25 protein-coding genes are annotated in these 22716 nt (G+C 33.3%); 18 read left to right on the forward strand and 7 right to left on the reverse strand.

The annotated features are described in order from the left end of the window. Nucleotides 1-5: 5 nt before the first annotated feature. The 15 genes from OXQ85_RS03545 to OXQ85_RS03610 all read left to right on the forward strand — a co-directional run bounded on the left by OXQ85_RS03545 (nucleotide 6) and on the right by OXQ85_RS03610 (nucleotide 12593). On the forward strand, nucleotides 6-509 hold the full coding sequence (locus OXQ85_RS03545; protein WP_267402431.1) for a transcriptional regulator: 504 nt from the start codon (nucleotides 6-8) through the stop codon (nucleotides 507-509). A 70-nt stretch (nucleotides 510-579) separates the two neighbouring features. Then, nucleotides 580-924: a hypothetical protein gene (locus OXQ85_RS03550; RefSeq protein WP_267402432.1), complete on the forward strand. Its 345-nt coding sequence runs from the start codon at nucleotides 580-582 to the stop codon at nucleotides 922-924. A 7-nt stretch (nucleotides 925-931) separates the two neighbouring features. Further along, a complete protein-coding gene (locus OXQ85_RS03555; protein ID WP_267402433.1) occupies nucleotides 932-1336 on the forward strand; it encodes a hypothetical protein in 405 nt (134 codons plus the stop codon). Between the two features lie 78 nt (nucleotides 1337-1414). Then, nucleotides 1415-1786 (forward strand): hypothetical protein, encoded by a 372-nt coding sequence (locus OXQ85_RS03560; protein ID WP_267402434.1) that lies wholly within the window; start codon nucleotides 1415-1417, stop codon nucleotides 1784-1786. Beyond that, on the forward strand, nucleotides 1783-2592 hold the full coding sequence (locus OXQ85_RS03565) for a hypothetical protein (protein WP_267402435.1): 810 nt from the start codon (nucleotides 1783-1785) through the stop codon (nucleotides 2590-2592). The genes OXQ85_RS03560 and OXQ85_RS03565 overlap by 4 nt, the downstream gene beginning before the upstream one ends. Before the next feature lie 100 nt (nucleotides 2593-2692). Continuing rightward, nucleotides 2693-3277, forward strand: coding sequence for an NAD-dependent epimerase/dehydratase family protein (locus OXQ85_RS03570; protein WP_346659702.1), 585 nt, complete (start codon nucleotides 2693-2695; stop codon nucleotides 3275-3277). Nucleotides 3278-3405: 128 nt separating this feature from the next. After that, on the forward strand, nucleotides 3406-3591 hold the full coding sequence (locus tag OXQ85_RS20670; RefSeq protein WP_346659703.1) for a DUF1731 domain-containing protein: 186 nt from the start codon (nucleotides 3406-3408) through the stop codon (nucleotides 3589-3591). A gap of 128 nt (nucleotides 3592-3719) precedes the next feature. Then, nucleotides 3720-5162 carry an alpha-L-fucosidase gene (locus OXQ85_RS03575; protein WP_267402436.1) on the forward strand — a complete coding sequence of 481 codons (1443 nt, stop codon included), beginning with the start codon at nucleotides 3720-3722 and terminating at the stop codon, nucleotides 5160-5162. Nucleotides 5163-5404: 242 nt separating this feature from the next. Further along, complete coding sequence (locus tag OXQ85_RS03580; protein WP_267402437.1) at nucleotides 5405-8068, forward strand: beta-glucosidase; 2664 nt, start codon at nucleotides 5405-5407, stop codon at nucleotides 8066-8068. A 110-nt stretch (nucleotides 8069-8178) separates the two neighbouring features. Further along, nucleotides 8179-8439, forward strand: a complete 261-nt coding sequence (locus OXQ85_RS03585; RefSeq protein WP_267402438.1) for a hypothetical protein — start codon at nucleotides 8179-8181, stop codon at nucleotides 8437-8439. 228 nt (nucleotides 8440-8667) lie between these two features. Next, nucleotides 8668-10056: a dihydrolipoyl dehydrogenase gene (gene lpdA / locus OXQ85_RS03590; protein ID WP_267402439.1), complete on the forward strand. Its 1389-nt coding sequence runs from the start codon at nucleotides 8668-8670 to the stop codon at nucleotides 10054-10056. Nucleotides 10057-10079: 23 nt separating this feature from the next. Next, nucleotides 10080-10523: a hypothetical protein gene (locus OXQ85_RS03595; protein WP_267402440.1), complete on the forward strand. Its 444-nt coding sequence runs from the start codon at nucleotides 10080-10082 to the stop codon at nucleotides 10521-10523. Nucleotides 10524-10634: 111 nt separating this feature from the next. Then, entirely contained in the window at nucleotides 10635-11249 is a 615-nt protein-coding gene (locus OXQ85_RS03600) for a PH domain-containing protein (RefSeq protein WP_267402441.1), read from the forward strand. A gap of 56 nt (nucleotides 11250-11305) precedes the next feature. Next, the gene (locus OXQ85_RS03605; protein ID WP_267402442.1) at nucleotides 11306-11890 is read left to right on the forward strand and encodes a hypothetical protein; all 585 of its coding nucleotides are present in this window, start codon (nucleotides 11306-11308) and stop codon (nucleotides 11888-11890) included. A gap of 112 nt (nucleotides 11891-12002) precedes the next feature. Next, complete coding sequence (locus tag OXQ85_RS03610) at nucleotides 12003-12593, forward strand: hypothetical protein (protein WP_267402443.1); 591 nt, start codon at nucleotides 12003-12005, stop codon at nucleotides 12591-12593. Nucleotides 12594-12828: 235 nt separating this feature from the next. On the opposite strand, the gene OXQ85_RS03615 is transcribed toward OXQ85_RS03610, so the two are convergent. Next, on the reverse strand, nucleotides 12829-13725 hold the full coding sequence (locus OXQ85_RS03615) for a response regulator transcription factor (protein ID WP_267402444.1): 897 nt from the start codon (nucleotides 13723-13725) through the stop codon (nucleotides 12829-12831). 163 nt (nucleotides 13726-13888) lie between these two features. Here OXQ85_RS03615 and OXQ85_RS03620 point away from each other — a divergent pair, with 163 nt between their 5' ends. The 3 genes from OXQ85_RS03620 (at nucleotide 13889) to OXQ85_RS03630 (ending at nucleotide 16357) form a co-directional block, all read left to right on the forward strand. Beyond that, nucleotides 13889-14872 carry an aldo/keto reductase gene (locus OXQ85_RS03620; RefSeq protein WP_267402445.1) on the forward strand — a complete coding sequence of 328 codons (984 nt, stop codon included), beginning with the start codon at nucleotides 13889-13891 and terminating at the stop codon, nucleotides 14870-14872. A 34-nt stretch (nucleotides 14873-14906) separates the two neighbouring features. Further along, nucleotides 14907-15479: an NAD(P)H-binding protein gene (locus OXQ85_RS03625; protein ID WP_267402446.1), complete on the forward strand. Its 573-nt coding sequence runs from the start codon at nucleotides 14907-14909 to the stop codon at nucleotides 15477-15479. A gap of 71 nt (nucleotides 15480-15550) precedes the next feature. Next, a complete protein-coding gene (locus OXQ85_RS03630) occupies nucleotides 15551-16357 on the forward strand; it encodes a patatin-like phospholipase family protein (protein WP_267402447.1) in 807 nt (268 codons plus the stop codon). Between the two features lie 167 nt (nucleotides 16358-16524). Here the strand turns inward: OXQ85_RS03630 and ade are convergent, their stop codons facing one another. The 6 genes from ade to OXQ85_RS03660 form a co-directional block, all read right to left on the reverse strand. Then, nucleotides 16525-18153, reverse strand: coding sequence for an adenine deaminase (gene ade / locus OXQ85_RS03635; protein ID WP_267402448.1), 1629 nt, complete (start codon nucleotides 18151-18153; stop codon nucleotides 16525-16527). A gap of 110 nt (nucleotides 18154-18263) precedes the next feature. Then, the gene (locus OXQ85_RS03640; protein WP_267402449.1) at nucleotides 18264-18695 is read right to left on the reverse strand and encodes a hypothetical protein; all 432 of its coding nucleotides are present in this window, start codon (nucleotides 18693-18695) and stop codon (nucleotides 18264-18266) included. A gap of 51 nt (nucleotides 18696-18746) precedes the next feature. Further along, nucleotides 18747-19451: an ATP-binding cassette domain-containing protein gene (locus OXQ85_RS03645; RefSeq protein ID WP_267402450.1), complete on the reverse strand. Its 705-nt coding sequence runs from the start codon at nucleotides 19449-19451 to the stop codon at nucleotides 18747-18749. Nucleotides 19452-19533: 82 nt separating this feature from the next. Next, complete coding sequence (locus OXQ85_RS03650; protein WP_267402451.1) at nucleotides 19534-20097, reverse strand: hypothetical protein; 564 nt, start codon at nucleotides 20095-20097, stop codon at nucleotides 19534-19536. A gap of 779 nt (nucleotides 20098-20876) precedes the next feature. Beyond that, nucleotides 20877-21590, reverse strand: coding sequence for a LytTR family DNA-binding domain-containing protein (locus OXQ85_RS03655; RefSeq protein ID WP_267402452.1), 714 nt, complete (start codon nucleotides 21588-21590; stop codon nucleotides 20877-20879). Next, nucleotides 21587-22594, reverse strand: coding sequence for a histidine kinase (locus OXQ85_RS03660; RefSeq protein ID WP_267402453.1), 1008 nt, complete (start codon nucleotides 22592-22594; stop codon nucleotides 21587-21589). Before OXQ85_RS03660 ends, OXQ85_RS03655 begins: the two co-directional genes overlap by 4 nt. Nucleotides 22595-22716: the final 122 nt, after the last annotated feature.

Consider the following 22716-nt stretch of genomic DNA (forward strand, 5'->3'; position numbering starts at 1 on the left):
ACAAAATGCAACTTTCAGAAGCCAAAGAAAAGTATATTCAGACATGGGGAACGTTTGCTACCAATTGGGGAATCAACCGTACAATGGCGCAGGTTCATGCTTTGCTTTTGGCGAGTGATAAGCCGCTTTCTACCGATGAGGTGATGGAAGGGCTGGAGATTTCCAGAGGGAATGCCAATATGAATCTTCGTGCATTGATCGATTGGGGAATTGTAAGAAAAGAGTTTGTAAAAGGAGATAGAAAAGAATATTTCGTAGCAGAAAAAGATGTTTGGTATTTATTCAAGCAAATCACTAAAGAACGTAGAAAAAGAGAAATTGAGCCTGTTATTTCTTTTTTGGAGGAGCTTAAAAATATTGAAGATAAAGATTCACCTGAAGCAAAAGAGTTTATCAAATTAATGGAAGATTTTAGTTCCGTTACAGGAAAAATCAACAATATTATGGATCTGGCGATTAAGAGTGACGATCACTGGTTGGTTGGAAAAATTACTAATTTATTGAAATAAGAAGGACTTCAAAATCCTTTTTTATTTCAAATAAACTTTCAAAAATTATTGAAAATATAAAAATTATAAAATGTTCAATATTGTTTCATATCTGTTTTTTCTTTTCATCAGTTCGTATATCACGATCGATGTCGGGCGAAGATGTTACAACGCAGGAAAAGATTATCTGGAATATCTGATTCATGATAAAGCGCTTTGCCTTACGATCAACAGGATACTTTTGGGATGCTATTACCTGATCAATCTTGGATATATCGCGATTAATCTTACATATTGGGAAAAAGTAAACAACATGGAGCAGCTTCTTACGGTAACAGCCATTCGAATCGGATATATAGTATTGATACTTTGTGTTTTACATTATATAAATATTTTTGCACTCTATTTTTTAAGAAAAAATTTAACCATCAAATAAAACTATTATGACAGCAACTATTTTAACCACAACGACGTACAATTTTTCAGCATACATGATTTACTTGCCAATTGTGATTACTCTCACTGTTTTTGTTTCACAATTTCTATTCAAAAACTCAAAAACTTTTATGATTGATATTTTTCATCAGAAAGAAGACATTGCGATGGCTACAAACTCATTATTTAAAATCGGATTTTACCTTCTCAACATTGGTTTTGCGCTCTGTATTATAGAATTCTATGAAATTAAAACAATGGAAAGTCTGGTTGTCGATATGAGTGAAAAGATTGGTAAATTTTCAATTTACTTAGGAATAATGATGCTTCTGAACCTATTACTTTTCTTAAAAGGTCGTAAACATGCCATGAATAAAGATAAAATCATCGAAAATGAAAGCACTGATATTTAAAATCTGGATGTATTTCACTTTCAAAATCCAGAATAAAAGAACGAGAGGAGACTTTTTGAACCTTTAAAATTAATGACCATGAAAACTTTTGCTAAAAATGATTACTATATCCAATTTTTCTTTTTAATAATTGGTCCGCAAGGTTTTCTATTTGCAGGTTTATCGGGATGGATCTTGTTTTATTTTATTGTAGGAATTCCACAATTAATCAGTTTTTTACTTAAAATCTTTTTTAGAATTGAAAAATCACTGTTTTTTTATATTTATGGAATATTGATTTTACCAGTTTGGATTTCTATTGTATGTAAGCGAACTGTAAAATTGGATAACAATATTGCCTCTATTATGGATGGTATTATAATGTCTGCATTTTTCTACAGTCCATTTTTAGCAATTCTTTATGTTTACGAAAACTATAAATTATACAAATCTCAAAAACAAGCACAATGAAAACCCTCACAAAACACACCTTAATCTACGACAACGAATGCCCAATGTGTAACATCTATTCAAAAGGTTTTATAAAAGCCGGAATGTTGGATGAAAGCGGAAGAGAAGCCTTTACAGAATTAACCATAAAGAATAAAAACCTTATTAATTTCAACCGTGCAAAGAACGAAATTGCCTTAGTCGATCATGAAAAAAATAAAGTGATGTACGGTTTAGATAGTTTATTATTAATTATTGGAAATTCATTTCCAACGTTGGAAAAAATTGCTAGAATAAAACCTTTATATTGGTTTTTTAAGAAACTATATTCATTTGTTTCATACAACAGAAAGCAGATTATTCCGTCAAAAAATAATTCAGAAACCGCTGGTATTCCTGATTTTAATTTAAAATATAGGTTGGCTTATATTGCATTTGTTGTATTTTTCTCAGCTTTTGTTTTAAGTATATTTTCAACAAAATTAGGGCTTGGTTTAAACCAAAACTATTGGAGAGAATTTGCAATTTGCATCGGACAAATCGTGTGGCAGGTTATATTTTTAAAAACCCATTTAAAAGATAAAATTTGGAATTATTTGGGAAATATGATGACTGTTTCTTTGATTGGAACATTGCTTTTAATTCCGGCTTTATTTCTGAATTTAAATCCGATTGCTAATGTCATTTATTTTGGAACTGTAGTATCCATCATGTTTCTCGAACATATAAGAAGATGTAAAATTTTACAATTAAATTTTCTTCCAACACTTTCATGGATGATTTTCAGAGCGACGACGATGATTATTTTAATTCTATTAAATCAATAAAAATAGTTAGTATTCGCAGTGTCATGCTGATGTCATGCTGAGCCTGTCGAAGCATCTCAAACTAAAAACCATTAACAGCCAACAAGCAACCAAACCAAAAATGAAAATAATCATCGCTGCCGGAACCGGATTTCTCGGAAAAAATCTCGAAAAATATTTTGTAGAAAAAGGAAACCAAGTTTACATCTTAACCCGAAACCCAAAACGTGAAAATGAAATTCATTGGGATGCAAAAATGTTAGGTGAATGGAAAAATGTACTTGAAAATTCCGATGTTTTGATTAATCTCGCTGGAAAATCTGTCGATTGCAGATATACAGACAAAAACAAAAAAGAAATTTATGATTCAAGAATTGAAAGTACAAAAGTTCTTCAACAAGCAATTGATCAATGTATTAATAAACCCAAAATTTGGTTGAATGTAAGTTCAGCAACCATTTACATTCATTCAGAAACCCATTTAAATACAGAAGAAAATGGAATTATCGGTGATGATTTTTCTATGAACATTTGTAAAAGTTGGGAGAAAGAATTTTTTAAATCAAAAACAGAAAATGTACGAAAAGTAGCTTTACGAACTTCCATCGTTTTAGGCAATAATGGTGGAGCTTTTCCGAAATTAAAAATGATCACAAAATTCGGCTTAGGAGGAAAGCAAGGAAGAGGAAATCAAAATGTAAGTTGATTCACATTGATGATTTTTGTAAAGCTGTTGAATTTATAATTAATAGTGAAAAAATTTCAGGAGAAATCAACATAACAGCTCCAAATCCTTTGTCTAATGAAGATTTTATGCGAAAATTAAGAAAACAAATGAAGATTCCATTTGGATTAAATGCACCTGTTTGGCAATTGGAAATCGCTTCCATATTTTTAAACACAGAAACGGAATTATTATTAAAAAGTAGAAACGTTTATCCTGAAAAATTAATGAAAAACGGTTTTCAATTCTCTTATTCTGAAGTCGATCATGTATTTAAAGATTTAATAAAAATATAATAAGAGTTTTTAATGAATTTATAAATAATTTTTGATTTATCTTAATCTAAACCTCAATCTTAGCCTAAAATATGTAAGCTTTTGCAATTTTAATAAATGATGATTAAATTAGCAAAAACTAAACTTCAATGTTCATCAGACCAAAAACGAAAACCTTATTTTTATCATCATTACTCATATCAACCACTTTTTTTTCACAGGCTCATAACGTTTCAGAAGGTTATCAAAAACCGACAGATCCACTTGTTATTCAGAATCTTGAAAATTGGCAGGATTTAAAATTCGGACTTTTCATGCATTGGGGAACGTACAGCCAATGGGGAATTGTCGAAAGTTGGAGCCTTTGCCCGGAAGATGAAGATTGGACGAAAAGAAAACCTGAACACGGAAAATCTTACTACGAATATGTGAAAAACTATGAAAATCTTCAGTCGACTTTTAATCCGACTCAGTTCAATCCACAAAAATGGGCAGATGCAGCTAAAAAAGCGGGAATGAAATATGTGGTTTTCACAACAAAACACCACGATGGTTTTGCGATGTTCGATACACAACAGTCTGATTATAAAATAACTTCTTCAAAAATACCTTTCTCCAAAAATCCAAAAGCGGATGTGGTGAAAGAAGTTTTCAATACATTCCGAAAAGACGGCTTCAAAATCGGAGCCTATTTTTCAAAACCCGATTGGCATTCCGATGATTATTGGTGGTCATACTTCCCACCAAAAGATCGAAATGTAAATTACGATCCGAAAAAGTACCCTGAAAGATGGAATAATTTCAAAAATTTCACTTTTAATCAGTTAAATGAAATCACTTCAAGCTATGGTAAAGTCGATATTCTTTGGTTAGACGGAGGTTGGGTTCGTCCGTTTCACACCATTGATCCAAATGTTGAATGGCAAAGAACGATTAAAGTTGAGCAGGATATTGACATGGATAAAATCGGCACAATGGCTCGAAAAAATCAACCCGGAATTATCATTGTAGACCGTACCGTTCCTGGAAAATGGGAAAATTATGTGACTCCCGAACAAGCCGTTCCGGAAAAAGCGCTTTCGATCCCTTGGGAGAGTTGTATCACAATGGGTGATTCGTTTTCGTATGTTCCGAACGACAATTATAAATCGTCTCAGAAAATTATTGAAACTTTAATTAAAATTATTTCAAGAGGCGGAAACTACCTGATGAACATTGCTCCCGGATCAAATGGAGATTACGATCCGATTGTTTATGAGAGATTAAATGAAATTTCAGGTTGGATGGATAAAAACCAGTCCGCGGTTTTTGCAACAAGAACTATTGCGCCTTATCACGACGGAAATTTTTATTACACCCAAAGCAAAGATGGAAAAACGGTGAGTATTTTTCACTTGGATGAAAAAACAAATTATCAATCTCCATCCACATTAAATTTTATAATTCCGGATAATTTTAAACCAAAATCTTTGAAAGTTTTAGGGTTATCAAACAAAATTCAATGGAAAAAAACAGGAAATTCAATTGAAGTTAATTTGTCTAAAGAAAGAACGCAATTAAAATATTCAACCGTAATTCAAATTACACAATAACTAAACTGTCTATAAAAACGACCTAGGAAATCGAAGCGTTAAGAAAATTAAAATTTAAGCCGTTAAGAAATTCCCATTGTTTGAAGCGCGACACAAATATTGAACCGAAGAACGAATATTGAATTCGCGCAAGTTTTGGGAATTTTAGGATTAAATTTTAATTTTTAGCGAAGAGTTCCAAGTCTTGAATTTTTGGTTTTTTTGTTTCAAGACAAAAGAACCATAATTAAATCAAATTATTTATGCACTTTAAATTTCGTTTTAAAATCATAGCAATTTCATTATTGAATTCTGTAATTATTTCAGCTCAAAAACCATTATATAAAGATCCAAAACAACCGATTGAAGCAAGGGTTCAGGATTTGCTTAAACGCATGACTCCTGAAGAAAAATTCTGGCAATGCTTTATGATTCCGGGAGATTTGGATAACGTTCCGAAAGGTCAATATGCTCACGGAATTTTCGGATTGCAAGTGAGTGCGGGAAACCAAGGTGGTGGAGTTGCAGGACAATTGTTGAAATACAATGCGAATGAAGATGCGGAAAGGTTGGCGAAAAAAATCAATGCGATTCAAAAATATTTTGTGGAAGAATCCCGATTGGGAATTCCAATTATTCCTTTTGATGAGGCTTTACACGGATTGATGCGAGAAGGCGCAACCGCTTTTCCACAGGCAATTGGCTTGTCGGCAACCTTCAATCCTGAATTGATGAAACAAGTTTCAATGGCTATTGCAAAAGAATCGAAATTGAGAGGGATTCGTCAGATTCTGACTCCGGTTGTGAATTTGGCAAGTGATGTTCGATGGGGAAGAACCGAGGAAACGTATGGCGAAGATCCGTTTTTGACTTCCGTGATGGGGGTAAATTTCGTGAGTTCTTTTGAAAATCAGAGAATTATTACCACTCCGAAGCATTTTTTAGCGAATGTTGGTGAAGGTGGAAGAGATTCATATCCAATTCATTGGAGCAAAAGATATTTGGAGGAAACACATTTAATTCCTTTTCAAAAAGCCTTTCAACAAGGAAAAAGTCGTTCTGTGATGACTTCCTATAATTTGTTGGATGGAAGACCTTCAACGGCCAATCATTGGCTGCTAACTGAAAAATTAAAAAAAGAATGGAATTTCAAAGGTTTCGTGATTAGCGATGCAAGTGCAGCTGGTGGAGCAAACGTTCTGCATTTTACGGCAAAAGATTATGATGATGCTTCTGCACAGGCGATCAACGCTGGACTTGATGTAATTTTTCAGACTGAATATCAACATTACAAATTGTTTATTCCGCCGTTTTTGGATGGACGAATTTTGAAGGAAAGAATTGATGATGCAGTAGCAAGAGTTTTGAGAGCAAAATTTGAATTAGGTTTGTTTGAAAACCCTTATGTTTCCAACAAAGACATTGATGAATTAAAGAAAATAAATCATAAACCTTTAGCGGAAAAGACAGCGATTGAATCTTTTGTTTTACTTCAAAATAATAATCAAACACTTCCGATTTCGGAAAATTATAAAAAGATTTTAGTGGTTGGAACAGATGCGGTTGATGCGAGATTGGGCGGTTATTCAGGACCCGGAAATAAAAAAGTAAGCATTTTGGATGGGATTAAAAATTTCATTAAAAATAAAAATGTTGAAGTCAATTATTCAAAAGGAATTGATTGGAATTTGAAGCAATTTGTAACGGTTCCGACTGAATTTTTATCTTCTGAAAATCAAAAAGGGTTAAAAGGAAATTATTTTTCCAATTCTGATTTAAAAGGAAATCCGGCTTTTGAAAAACACGACGAACAATTAAATTTTAAATGGACTTTGTATTCTCCCAATCCTGAAAAGCTGCAACCAGACAATTATAGTGTCCGCTGGACAGGAAAACTGGAAGCTCCGAATTCAGGAAAATATAAACTGGGACTTCGCGGAAATGATGGGTTCAGATTGTTTTTAAATGGAAAACTATTGATTGATAATTGGGAAAAGTTGAGCTATTCAACAAAAACTGTTGACATAGATTTCGTAAAAGGTCAAAAATTTGATATTGTCGTTGAATTCCATGAAAATAGAGGAGAAGCGAACATCGAATTGATCTGGAATTATGGTTTGAATGATTATCAAAAAGATTTTAATGATGCTTTAAAATTAGTTCAAAATGCAGATTACATCATTGTTACAGCCGGAATTCATGAAGGCGAATTTCAGGATCGTTCTTCGTTGAGTCTTCTCGGAAATCAGGAACAATTTATTCAGGAAGTTTCAAAATTAAATAAGCCGACAACGGTTGTTTTGGTTGGTGGTTCTGCGATAAAAACGACAGATTGGAAAGATAAAGTTGGAGCAATTTTAGATGTTTGGTATCCCGGTGAAGAAGGCGGAAATGCTGTGGCGAAAATACTTTTCGGTGCAGAAAATCCTTCGGGGAAATTGCCGATTACGTTTCCAATCGAAGAAGGGCAATTACCTTTGACATACAATCATCATCCGACGGGAAGAGGAAACGATTATCATGATTTGAGTGGAGAACCGTTGTATCCTTTCGGTTTTGGATTGAGTTATACGACTTTCGAAATTTCTGATTTACAATTAAATCAATTAAAATTTACTGAAAATGATACGATTATTGCGAAAGTGAATGTAAAAAATACAGGTTCAAAGGCAGGAAGTGAAGTTGTTCAATTGTATGTAAAAGACTTGCTAGCTTCGGTTTCAAGACCGATTATTGAGTTGAAAGGTTTTCAAAAAGTAGAACTAAAAGCGGGAGAATCAAAGCAAATTTCGATTGAAGTTCCGGTGAAAGAATTACAGTTTTTAGATGAGAAAATGAATTGGATTGTAGAAAAAGGAACCTATCGAATTTTTGTTGGAAATTCTTCTAAGAATTTGCCGTTGAAGCAGAACATTGAAATTGAATAAATTATCATAAAAAATAAATATGGTACGATATATGTAATATTCAGATCGAAATCGAATGAATTTAATTGAAAAACAGTATTTAACTAAAATCATTCAAAAATTTAAATGTCATGAAAAAGTTATTTATATCAACCATTTTATTAGTCGGTTTATCAACAAGTGCTTTTGCACAAAAACATCCAACGCCGCCGCCTCATCCCTCGAAAAGCGAACTGATTGCAATTAAATCTAAAGAGCTTGATAAGAGATATAATCAGGAAAAAAAGTTGATCTTGAATCATCCTTTGGCGACAAAAAAAATGAAACAGGATCAATTGAAGGCTTTAAATGAAAAATATAGAAGCCAAAAACAATTGCTTAAAAAGATGTAATGTTTGCTAATTTATACAAATAAGTCAATTAATTAGGTTTAATTAAACTTATTTAGTTTTGTGAAGTTTTTAATTAAAAATAAAATTTATTAAAAGAGAATGCTTATTTGTTCTCTTTTTTTGTTTTATATTAAATGAAATGAGACTTATTATGCATTGCTTTACAGATTTACAGAAACGTGCTTCATCCAATATTTTTCCTTAAATTCGCATAAAAATTTTAAACTAATGAATTACGATATTATTGTCATCGGAAGTGGTCCTGGTGGATATGTTACTGCAATCAGAGCGGCACAATTGGGTTTTAAAACCGCAATTATCGAGAAAGAAAATTTAGGAGGAATTTGCCTTAATTGGGGATGTATTCCAACTAAAGCTTTATTGAAATCTGCTCAGGTTTTTCATTATATCAATCACGCTGAAGATTATGGTTTAAATAAAGTAGAAGGTAGCTTTGAATTTCCAAATGTAATTCAAAGAAGCCGTGGAGTTGCCAACAAAATGAGCAAAGGGATTGAGTTCTTGATGAAAAAGAACAAAATCGATGTTATTTTAGGTACTGCGAAAGTACAAAAAGGTAAAAAAGTTTCTGTTACAGATAACGATGGAAAAGTAACTGAATATACAGGTACTCACATCATTATCGCAACTGGAGCTCGTTCCAGAGAATTACCAAACTTGCCTCAGGATGGTAAAAAAGTAATCGGATACAGACAGGCATTATCTCTTCCTGAGCAGCCAAAATCTATGATCGTTGTAGGTTCTGGAGCTATTGGGGTAGAGTTTGCTGATTTCTATAACACAATGGGTACAAAAGTAACTGTTGTTGAATTTATGCCAAACATCGTTCCTGTAGAGGATGAGGACGTTTCTAAACACTTAGAAAAGTCTCTGAAAAAATCAGGTATCGAAATTATGGTAAATGCTTCTGTAGAAAGCGTTGATACAAGCGGAGAAGGCGTAAAAGCTACTGTAAAAACTGCAAAAGGAAACATCGTTCTTGAAGCTGATATCTTATTATCTGCTGTTGGAATTGCTGCGAACATCGAGAACATCGGGCTTGAAGAAGTGGGAATCCAGACAGATAAAGGTAGAGTTTTGGTAAACGAATGGTACGAAACTTCGGTTCCTGGATATTACGCAATCGGAGATTTGATCCCGACTCAGGCGTTGGCACACGTTGCTTCTGCGGAAGGTATTACTTGTGTTGAGAAAATCAAAGGACTTCACGTTGAGAAAATCGACTATGGCAATATCCCTGGATGTACGTATTGTCACCCGGAAGTTGCTTCTGTTGGTCTTACGGAAAAGCAGGCTAAAGAAAAAGGTTACGAGATCAAAGTTGGTAAATTCCCTCTTTCTGCAAGTGGAAAAGCGACTGCAAACGGAAATACAGACGGTTTCGTGAAAGTTATTTTCGATGCTAAATATGGTGAGTGGTTAGGTTGCCATATGATCGGAGAAGGTGTTACAGATATGGTTGCTGAGGCTGTTGTTGCTAGAAAATTAGAAACGACTGGTCACGAAATCATCAAGTCAATTCACCCGCACCCGACAGTTTCTGAAGCTATCATGGAAGCTGCTGCTGCTGCTTACGGAGAAGTGATCCACATTTAATAAAATTATTATCCAACACCAAAATGAAGAAAATTTTAATACTATCAAGTCTTGTATGCTTTATTTTTTCATATTCTCAAGAAAGTAGTTTTAAGTATAAAGACAGACATTTTCCTGCACGATATGTTTTGAAAGGAAGTAATGACACAATAAAAACAAGAGTTTTAAATATAGGCGTCTTTTCAAATAAAAAATACCATGCAGCAACATATGTAGGAAGTGTTCTTACTATTTCTGAAAAAGGAGAAAGAAAGCGTATTAAAGAATCCGATATTGCATATATGGAAATTGAGGATTTAGATGGTGTAAAAAGAGAACTAATTTCTTCAGTTCCTATTTTAGGGAAAGATGTTGGATTATTGGAAATATTTGATGATGGTGAAAAAACTGGATATATTGATTATTTTAGATCCAGTTTATCAGGTCCATTAAGTTCTAGGTATTATCCAAAAGAAGATAATAAGTAATAAGGAAACCACAGAAGAAAAATCTGTGGTTTTTCTTTTTTAGATGGTTTTTATCTCAGTTATTTTCTTAATTTTATTCCACTAAATAAACTTTAAAAAATTCAAAAAACGATGTTTAAAAAATTAGCTGCAGAAGCGTTAGGATTAGGTGATATTGGTAAAATTATTCCTTCTCACGATTATGATAAAGTAGATTCTGATGATTATATTTTATCCGAAGACAATGAGAAAATTTTCTTCTTGATTAAATCTAAAAGAGATGAATACTGCTTCACCAACAGAGCATTAATTCATATCGACGGAGCAAGTGCGTTGGATAAAAAGAGAATTTTGAAGAGATACGAATATTATCAGTTTCCTTTTTCGAATATCGCATTGCAGACTGCCGGAACAATAGATTTAGATGTTGAAATTTCGTTCAATATTGGGAATGTTTCATTAATGATCAGCGTAGCGAAAGGACAAATCGATCAGTTAAAAGATCTTTATAAGGCTCTTTTAGCGATTCAGCAGGAAGTTCACCACAATCATTCGTTGTTGAACTTTTCTAATGACAGCATTCAAAAAGCAATCACAACAGTGGCTTCAGGAAAGCAGGAAAATGTTTCTAAAAGTCAGGAATTAAGAGCAATCAACGAGTATGTTTTTGCGTGGAACACCAATAGTTTCGATAAGTATAATCAAAAAGATTTCTCAAGAATTTTTGAGAAGTATATTAATAACTAAAATATTATTATATTATATCTAAAGCCCGGAATCTTCCGGATTTTTAATTATTGATTATGAAAAAAACAGCATTTTTACTGCTATTCATTTGCTTCGGACTTTTATTTTCCCAGCAGAAAGATGATAAAAGATATTTTCCGGCAGAATATACTTTAAAAACGTCCGGCGATACTATCAGGACAAGAATCAGAAATGTTGGAAAATTCTCGAATACAAAGTATTATATTGCCACTATAATGTTTAAGATGAAGATGAGAGACGACAATGGCGTAGAAACCTGGGTAGAGCCAAAAGATGTTGAATATATCAAAATTACAGACGAAAACAACATTAGCCACGAATATTATGCGTCCGTGGGAAGAATGGAGATTAAAGGCGGTCTTATTGAAATTTTGTATGAGGGCAAAAACATGAATTGGTATAGGTTTTATCCTTATGGAACCGGGATTATTACCAAAGCAGATTTTCTTGTCGATGATAAAAACGGAAAGATTATCAATGAATCCGGATTTTTTAATCCTGGACTTAAAAACAGCCTGAAAACAAGATTCGCAGCATACCCCGATCTTATGGCCCTAGTTAATTCATGGAAGACTGATGATGATCTTTTGAAAATACTTCAGCTTTATGATAAAAAATAAATAGAAACAAAGTTTTTCTCTTTGAAATATATAAACAGCCAGAATATTCACTGCAATATAGCTAAAGCCTGGGAATTACCGGGCTTTTTTGTATCTTACCATCATGAAAAAAATGATTTTATTACTTTCGATTTTATGTTCTTGCTTTTTATTTTCCCAAAAAGAAGAGATGTTCAAGGAGACTTATTTTCCTGTAAAATATGTATTAAAAAATTCGAAAGATACCATAAAGACAAAAGCTCTCAATATTGGCTTTTACGATAATTCAGTGTTTTCTCCGGCTACTTATATCCGGCAAATGACGGTTTTAGATCCTTCAGGTAAAAAAGTAAAAATTAACGAAACTGATGTTAAGTATCTCGAGATTAGAGATCTTAAAAAAGTAAGACGACGTTTTGTAAGTTCAAAATCAATTCTTTCTAAAGATACAGGTTTGCTTCAGGTGATGTATAACGGAAATAAAACCGCTTGGTACAGAAGAAGTTTTTACACCGGCCCCATCTACACTTATGAAACCCAAAATATAGAATATTTAATCATGCGAAAAGATAAAAGTATTACAGAAATATCTTTTAAAGCACCTGGATTAAAGCCTTTATTGAAAGAAAAGCTCGGAAATTCACCAGATATTTCTGCTTTAATAGATGTGATGGCAGACGATAACGATCTGGTTCAGATTCTCAAATTATACGATAAAAAGTAGTTTTTTTAGAAGCTATTTCCCGCTTTCCGCACTCGCTATTTTCAGTGGTTTCGGCGCGGCAGCTTCGCTGCCGCGCCGAAACCACTGAAAATGAGCTCAAACAAAGCTTCAATCGGGGCTAGGGTTTCAGTCAGTCATTCAAAAGATTTCAAAATCAACCAATTTTGCCAATTTGAAAAAAATATAAAACTGAGTCTTTTCAATTTAAATAAAGAAAATAGATCAACAATTCAGATTAATTCAGACTCCTGTATTCCAAAGGAGACATTCCCGTTTTTTGCTTAAACAAACGCGTAAAATGCTGTGGATATTTAAAACCTAAACTATAAGCAATCTGCCCGATGGATTTCTCTATATCGAATATTTTTTCTTTAGCCAAGTCAATCACTTTAGACTGAATGTACTCTTGTGGTGAAATTCCTGTTTCTTTTTTTATTAAATCTCCGAAATAATTGGCAGATAAGTTAAGTTGCGCCGCACACCAGGCTACCGAAGGAAAACCTATTGTTAAAGGCTTTTCAGAAAGAAAATAATCATTTAAAATATTCTCAAACCTTTCAATAATCCCTTTGTTGGCGTTATCTCTTGTAATAAACTGCCGATCATAAAATCGAACGCTGTAATTAAGGAACAGTTCTATATTTGAGGTAATTAATGTTTTGCTGTGTTTATCAATGTTTTGAGAAATTTCATTTTCTATATTTTCAAAGCACTCCAATACAAATTTTCGCTCTTTTTCTGAGAGATGCAATGCTTCGTTCGATTCATAGGAGAAAAAAGTATAATCCTGCATATGTTTTCCCAGTAAAGTACCTTTTATCAGATCCGGATGAAATAACAAAGCCCAACCTTTAGGCTCGAATTTCGTTACATTAGGCTGCACTCCTAAAATCTGTCCAGGCGCCACAAAAATTAAAGTTCCTTCCTGATAATCATAGGTATTTCTGCCATATCTCAATTCTCCGCATTGCAGTTCTTTCAGATAAATACCATACAGCCCGAAATGAAAAGTCTGTGAAGGCATTGCTTGCGCCTTAGAAAGATCTATAATGGTGATGAGAGGGTTTAGAGTTTCCACGCCTCGCATTTTATTATACATATCAACAGTGTCGATTTTGATAATTTTTTCCATACAGTGAAATTTATTGATACAAAATTAGATATTATAAATTGTTGACAATCAATTTGAAATCGTAATCAGTAATTTTGGTAATAAATACCGTAATCTGTATAAAATCCTCCTTGATTATAGTTCGGACATTTGTGTTATAAAATTTAACAATAGTACAATCAAGATGAAAACAAGAACATTAGGTAAAAGCGGACTTGAAGTTTCCGCATTAGGTTTAGGATGTATGGGGCTTACTTTTGGATATGGGCCGGCAACTCCGGAAAATGAAGCTATTGATTTAATCAGAAAAGCATACGATCTTGGCGTTACTTTTTTTGATACCGCTGAAGCATATAGCCAAGGTGGAAACGAAACTTTACTTGGAAAGGCGGTTGCTCCATTTAGAGATAAAGTAGTCATTGCTACAAAATTTGGCTTTTTAGAAGGTGATGCTATGAAAGGAGTAGACAGCAGACCTGAAAGAATTCGTCAGGTAGCAGAAAATTCATTAAAATATTTACAGACAGATTATATCGATCTTTTTTATCAACACAGGGTAGATCCGAATGTGCCGATGGAAGATGTTGCAGGAACGATTCAGGATTTGATTAAAGAAGGAAAAGTAAAACATTGGGGCATGTCGGAAGCCGGTGTAGAAAGCATTCGAAGAGCTCATGCTGTACAACCTGTTGCTGCGTTACAAAGTGAATATTCTCTGTTTTACCGCGAACCAGAAAAAGAAATCATTCCGACTTTAGAAGAGTTGGGAATAGGTTTTGTGCCTTTCAGTCCTTTAGGTAAAGGTTTTTTAACGGGCGCGATCAATGAGACGACTCAATTTGCCGCTGATGATTTCAGAAACATCGTACCTCGTTTTTCAGAAGAGAATAGAAAGGCGAATCAGGCATTGGTAGATTTGGTTAAAGATATTGCAATCGAAAAAAATGCAACGCCTGCTCAGGTAGCATTGGCTTGGCTTTTGGCACAGAAACCTTGGATTGCTCCAATTCCGGGAACTACAAAAATCCACAGACTTGAAGAAAATGTGGGAGGTGCTGCTCTTGATCTTTCAGTTGAGGATTTAGCAAAAATTCAAAATGCTTTGCAAACCATCGAGATTGTGGGAGAAAGATATCCTCAGCATCTTCAGGCAAGAGTTGGAAAATAATTTCCATCTTTTACAAAAAGAATTAAAAATTTAAATGAAAAAAATACTTATCATAGGCGCTACCGGCAGTCTTGCACAATATGTAATAGAAGCTGTAAAACCTTTGGAAAATATACAATTAACTTTATTCGTAAGAAATAAAAACCGACTTTCCCGATATATTTCGGAAGATTGCCAAGTAATAGAAGGCGATGCGCTTCGGTTTAATGATATAAAAAAAGCGATAAAAGGTCAGGAAATCGTTTATATAAATCTTGACGGAAACCTTGAAATTATGACAGGAAATATCGTGAAAGCAATGAGAGAGGAAGGCGTAAAAAGAGTCATTGCCATTAGCTCGATCGGGATTTATAATGTTCCATTGCGCCCCGTTTTAGAGCCTTATCGAAAGCTGGCGGATATTATTGAAAAGTCTGGGCTCGATTATACCATACTCAGACCCGATTGGTTTACCAATAATGATGAGATTGATTATGAGATCACTTACAAAGGTACTCCTGAAAAAGGTTCTGCGATTTCACGAAAAAGCATTGCGGATTTCGTTTCAAAACTTATGAATTATCCTAATCTGTATATTAACCAGAATTTAGGAATTAGTAAAAATTAAAATAATTTTAAAATCCTGATATTTTAGGAAATTAATCTGATTATCTCGTCCTGTTTTCTTAAATTTATTCTATGAATTTTGAGAAAACAGGACTTGTTTTATCGGGAGGCGGTACAAAAGGTATTGCACATGCAGGCGTATTAAAATTTCTGAACGAAAAGAATATTGATATCGATATTTTATCATGCTGCAGCGCCGGATCTATTGTCGGGGCTTTGTATGCGGTAGGTAAAACTCCCGAAGAAATTCTCGATTTTTTCAACTCGGTGTATTTCTTCAACTGGAAACATTTTACATTCAATCAGCCGGGATTAGTTTCCTCAGTGATTTTTCGTAATTATTTGAATCCTATTTTTGGTGAAATGAAATTAGGTGATTTGGATAAAGAAGTAAAAATTGTTGCCACCGAATTAGTCAACGGAACCGAAAAAATCTTCGATGAAAATTTCAAAGTTGTCGATGCGATTATTGCCTCATGTTCGATTCCAGGGATTACAACGCCTTACATTATCGGTGATGAAATGTACTGTGATGGAGGAGTGTTGAACAATTTTCCCGCCGATATTATAAGCGAGGATTGCGATAAATTGATCGGTGTTTTTGTATCTCCGCCTCACGATATTAAAATTCATGATTTAAAATCAATAAAAGCCGTTGTTTCCCGTTCCTACGACTTGCTTTCTTATCGTGTAGAAAAGGCAAAATTCGAATATTGCGACTGGTTTATCACTTCACAGGAACTTTCCACTTACGGAACTTTTGAAAGAAGAAAAGACAGACTGGATGAAATTTTCAATATCGGCTATCATGCGGCTAAAGATAGCTTTAATGAAAGTAAATTTTACGCATCACCCGAAACTGAAAAAAGAATTGTTTAAAATTAACTTTAAATGATTAAACCCTTAATTTCTTTTGAAATTACGTCGCTTCGAGTAGATTTTGAAAAAATCGTATCGAGAAGTTCAATTTAAGTAAAAGTTCTCGATACATTTTTCTTCATTTCATTACGAAAAAAACTCGAACAGACAAAAGCTATAAAACCTATTTATTCAATAAAAACATCTGTAAACTCAAAGCTTTTTCCATTAAAAAGCCCTTTGTCACTCAGTTTCAGTTCAGGAATTACCAAAAGCGCCATAAAAGATAAACTCATATAAGGTGCTCTCAATTTACTTCCCAGTTCTTTAGCACGTTGGTCTAATTTTATATAAGATTCAGCGACCTCTTCCGCGGGAAGATTTGTCATAATTCCTGCAATGGGAAGTTCTAAAACCCTTTCTTCGGCTTCTGTAGCAAGCGAAATTCCACCTTTTGCCTTGATAATCGCATTGACGGCTTTACACATATCCTCATCATTAGTTCCTACAACCACAATATTATGGCAGTCATGGGCAACGCAAGAGGCAATTGCTCCGGTTTTCAACCCTATATTTTTGATAAAAGCAGTGGCTACAGGCGCATCATAATAACGATTGACCACCGCAATTTTCAGAATATCTTCATCAGGATTAGATTCGGCAAAACCGTCAACAGTTAATGATTCTGCATGAATTTCTTTGGTAATTAATTGTCCGTCCAGTGTTTCTATCACACGAATTTTTTCACCTTTACTTTCTATTTTAAAATCGGAGGATTCTTTCAGATTACAGTGAAAATTATTTACGATCGGAGTTTCAATAGAGGGAAGGAAAGATTTTCCGTTTTCGGCAACCAAATTTCCATCAATATAAGTTTTTAAAATATTAAACTCCTGAAGATTATCAATCTCAATAAAATCTGCCTTGTCTCCAACTTGTAATAAACCGATCGGTAAATTATAATGTTTGATGACATTATATGATGAAGCACGCAAAACATCATACAAATCATGTCCCAATTTCAGGGCACGTTTTACATGGTCGTCGATATGAGATTCAATTAAATTATCAGGATGTTTGTCATCACAACAGAACATGATTTGGTCTGGAAAGTCTTCTAATAAAGGAATTAAAGTGTCAAAATTTTTGGCAGCACTTCCTTCACGAATCATAATTTTTACTCCATGCTGAAGTTTTTCCAATGCTTCTTGGTATCCAAAAGACTCGTGATCGGTTGAAATTCCAGCATTAAAATACGTTTTCATTTCTTCACCCATCAATCCCGGAGCATGCCCATCGATAGGCTTTTTGTGTTTCTTTGCAGATTCCAGCTTTTTCAGGACTTCTTCGTCTTTGTAAATCACGCCGGGAAAATTCATCATTTCCGCAAGATATACAATCTCTTCTTTGTTCAGTAACTGATCAATATTTTCAGCATCAATTACAGCTCCTGATGTTTCAAAATGAGTCGCAGGAACACATGACGGAGCTCCAAAATAAAAATGAAAAGGAACTTGCTTTGCATTATCGATCATATATTCAACTCCGGAAATTCCCAAAACATTAGCAATCTCATGCGGATCAGAAATCGTTCCGATTGTTCCGTGTTTTACAGCAATTCTAGCAAATTCAGTAGGAACGAGCATGCTGCTTTCGATATGAACATGAGCGTCAATAAAACCTGGCAGAATATACGTTTCAAGTGTTTCAGAAATTCTTTGTATTGAATTGATTTTATTGTCTTTAATTGTAATTTCTGCAGGATATGTTTCCTTTGAAACGATGTCGATTAGGTTTGATTTAATGGTAAATGCCATTGATGTTGAATATTTTTAAGTGAATGTACCAAAATAATGGTAAATAAACTAGGTTTAAAAAGAAAAATCCTGACCATACGATCAGGAATATTTTTAATATTGATTTGAAATTAATTTTTTACAACTACTCCGTCTTGATTAACGATTGTTTTTCCGTTTTGGTCAACAACAACTAAAGTGTAAGGAGCTTTTTTAGCAGATGCGGTTAAATAATTTCTCCAAACTTGGTACGTATAACCATTGTTGTCAAATTCATAATAATAGTTTCCACCGCTGCCATCAGGAATCAAACTTCCGTTGGAGATAATCATCGCCGCTTTTGTAGAAACTTTTCCGTTTACGCCCCAAGATTGATAAAGGTAATTACCATTGGGCTGCTGATCGATTTTTATTTTAAATTTTTTAGTTTTAATAATAACCGATTTCGGAACTTTTTCTTTTTGGTAATTTATGGTTGAAACGGGATTTTCATTAATAACATTTGCGCTTACGAATGAAAATTGTGCGATACAAAATGTACTTAATAAAATTTTTTTAATCATTTTTTAAATGTTTATTAGTTGAGGATAAAACTCCATCAAAAATAAAGCCATTTAAACGGTGGCTTGCGTATAATTAGCAAAAGCCTCTTCCAGACTGTCGAATCTGCCTTTAAATTCATCGATGGGGCAATCCTGAAGAATATTCCCTTTATGAATCAAAATGACCCTTGAGCACAGTGCTTCAACCTCCTGCATGATGTGTGTAGAAAGTAAAACAGTTTTTGCCTGCCCGATTTCTTTGACCACATTTCGAATTTCGATAATTTGGTTAGGATCAAGTCCGTTGGTTGGTTCATCCAAGATCAACAAATCCGGTTGATGAATAATAGCCTGGGCTAAACCAACTCTTTGCTTATATCCTTTTGAAAGCTGTCCGATTTTTTTCGATCTTTCAGGTGTAATTCCAACCAGTTTAATCACTTCATCTATTCTCGAAGACGGAATTTTATGAATATTTGCAACGAATTGTAAGTATTCTTTCACATACATCTCAAAATATAAAGGATTATTTTCAGGCAAAAATCCTATATTTTTTTTGCTTTCGATATCGTGTTCGGCAATATTTTTACCATTAAAAATAATTTCTCCTTCGTCAATTTTCAACGCGCCCACAATAGATTTCATCAGGGTAGATTTTCCGGCTCCGTTGGGGCCTAAAAGTCCGATGATTTCGTTTTTGTCAATAGAAATATTGATTTTGTTAAGTGCGGTTTGTTCACCAAATTTCTTGGTTAAATTGTTTATTTGAAGAGACATATTTTAACAATCTTTTTTGCAAAAATAAAATAAAAAAACTCATCCGAGGAGAATGAGTTAAGTAATTATTTTAAAAATGTAATTATTTTCTTGGTTTTTTATCTTTTCCGTTGTTTGCCGGCGTGGCTGTTGAAGCTTGGCTTGAAGAAGATTTTGATGGATTAACGTGATTTATCGTTGCCGGTTTATCATACAGTGCAGATTTTCCTGTTGTTTTTCCGAATATTTTATCCACCTGTTTTTTATTCAGAAACTGAGATTTTCCAACGTATTTTCTGTTTTTATTGATGTACTGTATAAACTGTACGGTCGGTTGGCCGTAGTTTTTTTCGTAATTCAGTTCAATAATGTCATTGGGTAATTCCAACGTTATATTTCCTACGGGCGTATCAATAAATCCGTCAGAGATCAGCTTGTATAGACCCTCCACATCGGCGTTTAGATTCAAGAAAGAAAAAGATCTGATGGTATTCAGATTACTCGTGTTAAGATCCTGATAATTAATTGTAAACTTGTCGTCTTTTTTATATAAACCTACGGAATTATCTTTGCCAATTTCCACCAAAGTTTCGTTTTTCAACACTTTAATTTGTGAAAAAACAGAAATACCGAACATACAAGTAAATAGTAGAAGTATTTTTCTCATTTGACTGGATTTTAATGTTTTATAATTTGGTGTACCTAAATTTAGTAATAAAAACGCAGAAAAGCAATTTTTATTCTCTAAGCAAAAGTAATACTTTTTTTTAATATTCGGTATTTAGATAAAGCGAGCTTTTAGAGCTTATCTGTTATATGATTTAAATTTAATCTATTGTTAATTAATTGTTTACGTGATTGGATTAATTAAGATTTATTTATAACCCAAATAGGTGATGTAAATTTATTTTAAAATGTAATTTATTCAAATCCAGATATTAACTAATATTTTAAGCTTAAAATAACGATCAATTTGAAATAAATGTTAATTATGCTTGATTAATAACTTTTTTTGAAATCAATTAGCATTTTTTCTTCACAACCTGTTGCATTGAAATTTTAGAATTAAAATATGTTTGTAGATAAATATCTACTATTGCGTCGATATCTATCTACAATATTGATTGTGGATTTTATTTCTCGATACCGTTACTTTGTAGTATAAAATTTATGCAAATATTGAAATTAAAAGTTTGATATTTTACATGAACGAGTAGTAAATCTATTAACGACTTCTTACAACACCTTTATAAAAAAACACACACAATATAAAGAAGTCTATGGATTTTTTTAGGTTATTAATACAAATAGGAGGTTTTTATAAGCCTCCTATTTTTTGCAATAATATTCAGACTTATATTGCATTTAGAAATTAAGTACAAAATAAGTGACTATTAAGTTTTTATGTATGGAGTTTGTCATCCCCGTAGGGGTCTAAATATAGTATTAAAAATTTCCATTCATCAGATCCTGCAATTTCTGCTTAAAAGTAATTCCCACGGGCAGTTTTGTGTCACAAATAAAAATCTCATTATTTTCAAACTTTTCTATTTTCTGTAATGAAATAATATAGGATTTATGAATTCTGAGGAACTGTGATGAAGGGAGATTTTTAAGAACTTCCTGCGTTGTCATAGAAACAAGATAAAATTTTTGCCCGGTAAATATTTTAATGAAATTCCCGTAACTCTGAATATAAGTGATCTCATTCAGATTAATTTCTTCGTCCCTTCCATTTACTTTTACATTGAGATTTGTTTGTTCAGTCAAGGAATTTTGTTTTGAAGAAATATTTTGATATGATAAAAAGCGTTCAATGGATTTTATGAATCTTAAAGAAGAAATCGGCTTCAACAGATAATCGATGACGCCAAATTCATAGCTTTCCAAAGCATATTCGGAATAAGCCGTCGTAAGAATCGTTTTGGGCGGATTGGGAAGTAGTTTTAAAAATTCAAGACCGGAAAGTTCAGGCATATTGATATCTAAAAATAAAAGATCAATATTCTGATCTCTCATAAAACTTAATGCTTCAATAGCATTATAACATTGTCCTGAAAGAAGCAGATTCGGGTGTTTTTCAATATAATTCATCAACACATAATGTGCCGCCGGTTCATCATCTACGATCAGACATTTATATGTATTTGCTTCCGTCATAGTTTTATTTTTAAAGCAACGGTGAAGATATTTTTATCATTTTTAATCTGCAAATCGTAATTGTTTTTATACAACATTTCGAGCCTCATTTGCGTATTTTCGAGCCCGACATTAGTGGAAGTTTCGGACTTTTTTGCGGGAACTGAATTCTCAATATTTAATAATAAACAACCCTCCAGAATAGAAAGATTAATCTTAACAAAGCAATCGTCTATGGTACAGGTTCCATGTTTGAAGGCATTTTCAACATACGTGAAAAGCAGCATCGGAGCAATTTTAAAATCTTTGGGATGATCGATATTGCAAACGAAATCAATCTTACAGCGATGTCCTATTCTTTCTTTTTCGAGTTCGATATAGCTTGAAATGAAATCGACCTCTTTTTCTATTGTTACAGTCTCTTTTTTCGTATTTTCAACCTGATAACGAAGTAATTCGGAAACTTTTAAGATCAGTTCCGGTGTTTTTTCGGGATATTTAAAACTGATTCCGTAAATGGTATTCAGGGTATTGAATAAAAAGTGCGGATTGAGCTGCATATTCAGAAAAGCCATCTGATTTTTGTTGAATAAAAGCTCTTTGCTTGCCTTTATTTTTTGTGAACGATAATACTCCACGAGTCTTGTTGTACCGAGAATGCAGATCAGGGAACCCAACAAAATTCCCATCTGATACTGATAAGACATTTTGATAGGATTATTGTGCAGAAAACAGTTTTTATATAATTGATTTACAGTTAAATAATTCAGCGCCAAGGCAGAGACAATCAACAATAAAAAAGTGAACAGTAAATATTGTAAAAGTTTATGCTTTTCAATTAAAATCGGCAGCAGAAAAAAACGGTTGATCTGTGCATGACCATATAGCAGAATAAAATAAATGATTCCCAGAAAAAGGCTTTGCCAGCTGGCGATAAGAATCCAGTCGTTTAAAGTAAATAATACGAAAGAAAAGACCAGGAGAATAACTTCCTGCAAAAAATTACTTTCAATAAATTGTTTCATTTTCCCGTACATGAAGGTAAGTTTTATGCAAAAGTAACGTAAAATAAAAGGATTTGATGATTAAAATGATGAATTCAATTCGTCATTTTTTTAGCGAATATATCATTAAAACTATGGTTTAC

It is taken from the genome of Chryseobacterium sp. GM_Chr_2 (assembly GCF_026540445.1).
In the GTDB taxonomy this organism is placed as follows: Bacteria; Bacteroidota; Bacteroidia; order Flavobacteriales; family Weeksellaceae; genus Chryseobacterium.

Excerpts from the sequence above, each read along its gene's own strand:
- OXQ85_RS03545 (WP_267402431.1), top strand. The coding sequence starts at position 6 with ATGCAACTTTCAGAAGCCAAAGAAAAGTATATTCAGACATGGGGAACG.
- OXQ85_RS03560 (WP_267402434.1), top strand. The coding sequence starts at position 1,415 with ATGAAAACTTTTGCTAAAAATGATTACTATATCCAATTTTTCTTTTTA.
- OXQ85_RS03585 (WP_267402438.1), top strand. The coding sequence starts at position 8,179 with ATGAAAAAGTTATTTATATCAACCATTTTATTAGTCGGTTTATCAACA.
- OXQ85_RS03640 (WP_267402449.1), bottom strand. The coding sequence starts at position 18,695 with ATGATTAAAAAAATTTTATTAAGTACATTTTGTATCGCACAATTTTCA.
- OXQ85_RS03595 (WP_267402440.1), top strand. The coding sequence starts at position 10,080 with ATGAAGAAAATTTTAATACTATCAAGTCTTGTATGCTTTATTTTTTCA.
- OXQ85_RS03565 (WP_267402435.1), top strand. The coding sequence starts at position 1,783 with ATGAAAACCCTCACAAAACACACCTTAATCTACGACAACGAATGCCCA.
- OXQ85_RS03580 (WP_267402437.1), top strand. The coding sequence starts at position 5,405 with ATGCACTTTAAATTTCGTTTTAAAATCATAGCAATTTCATTATTGAAT.
- OXQ85_RS03550 (WP_267402432.1), top strand. The coding sequence starts at position 580 with ATGTTCAATATTGTTTCATATCTGTTTTTTCTTTTCATCAGTTCGTAT.
- OXQ85_RS03630 (WP_267402447.1), top strand. The coding sequence starts at position 15,551 with ATGAATTTTGAGAAAACAGGACTTGTTTTATCGGGAGGCGGTACAAAA.
- OXQ85_RS20670 (WP_346659703.1), top strand. The coding sequence starts at position 3,406 with ATGAAGATTCCATTTGGATTAAATGCACCTGTTTGGCAATTGGAAATC.
- OXQ85_RS03660 (WP_267402453.1), bottom strand. The coding sequence starts at position 22,594 with ATGAAACAATTTATTGAAAGTAATTTTTTGCAGGAAGTTATTCTCCTG.
- OXQ85_RS03555 (WP_267402433.1), top strand. The coding sequence starts at position 932 with ATGACAGCAACTATTTTAACCACAACGACGTACAATTTTTCAGCATAC.
- OXQ85_RS03625 (WP_267402446.1), top strand. The coding sequence starts at position 14,907 with ATGAAAAAAATACTTATCATAGGCGCTACCGGCAGTCTTGCACAATAT.
- OXQ85_RS03655 (WP_267402452.1), bottom strand. The coding sequence starts at position 21,590 with ATGACGGAAGCAAATACATATAAATGTCTGATCGTAGATGATGAACCG.
- lpdA (WP_267402439.1), top strand. The coding sequence starts at position 8,668 with ATGAATTACGATATTATTGTCATCGGAAGTGGTCCTGGTGGATATGTT.
- OXQ85_RS03610 (WP_267402443.1), top strand. The coding sequence starts at position 12,003 with ATGATTTTATTACTTTCGATTTTATGTTCTTGCTTTTTATTTTCCCAA.
- OXQ85_RS03605 (WP_267402442.1), top strand. The coding sequence starts at position 11,306 with ATGAAAAAAACAGCATTTTTACTGCTATTCATTTGCTTCGGACTTTTA.
- OXQ85_RS03575 (WP_267402436.1), top strand. The coding sequence starts at position 3,720 with ATGTTCATCAGACCAAAAACGAAAACCTTATTTTTATCATCATTACTC.
- OXQ85_RS03570 (WP_346659702.1), top strand. The coding sequence starts at position 2,693 with ATGAAAATAATCATCGCTGCCGGAACCGGATTTCTCGGAAAAAATCTC.
- ade (WP_267402448.1), bottom strand. The coding sequence starts at position 18,153 with ATGGCATTTACCATTAAATCAAACCTAATCGACATCGTTTCAAAGGAA.
- OXQ85_RS03620 (WP_267402445.1), top strand. The coding sequence starts at position 13,889 with ATGAAAACAAGAACATTAGGTAAAAGCGGACTTGAAGTTTCCGCATTA.
- OXQ85_RS03650 (WP_267402451.1), bottom strand. The coding sequence starts at position 20,097 with ATGAGAAAAATACTTCTACTATTTACTTGTATGTTCGGTATTTCTGTT.
- OXQ85_RS03615 (WP_267402444.1), bottom strand. The coding sequence starts at position 13,725 with ATGGAAAAAATTATCAAAATCGACACTGTTGATATGTATAATAAAATG.
- OXQ85_RS03600 (WP_267402441.1), top strand. The coding sequence starts at position 10,635 with ATGTTTAAAAAATTAGCTGCAGAAGCGTTAGGATTAGGTGATATTGGT.
- OXQ85_RS03645 (WP_267402450.1), bottom strand. The coding sequence starts at position 19,451 with ATGTCTCTTCAAATAAACAATTTAACCAAGAAATTTGGTGAACAAACC.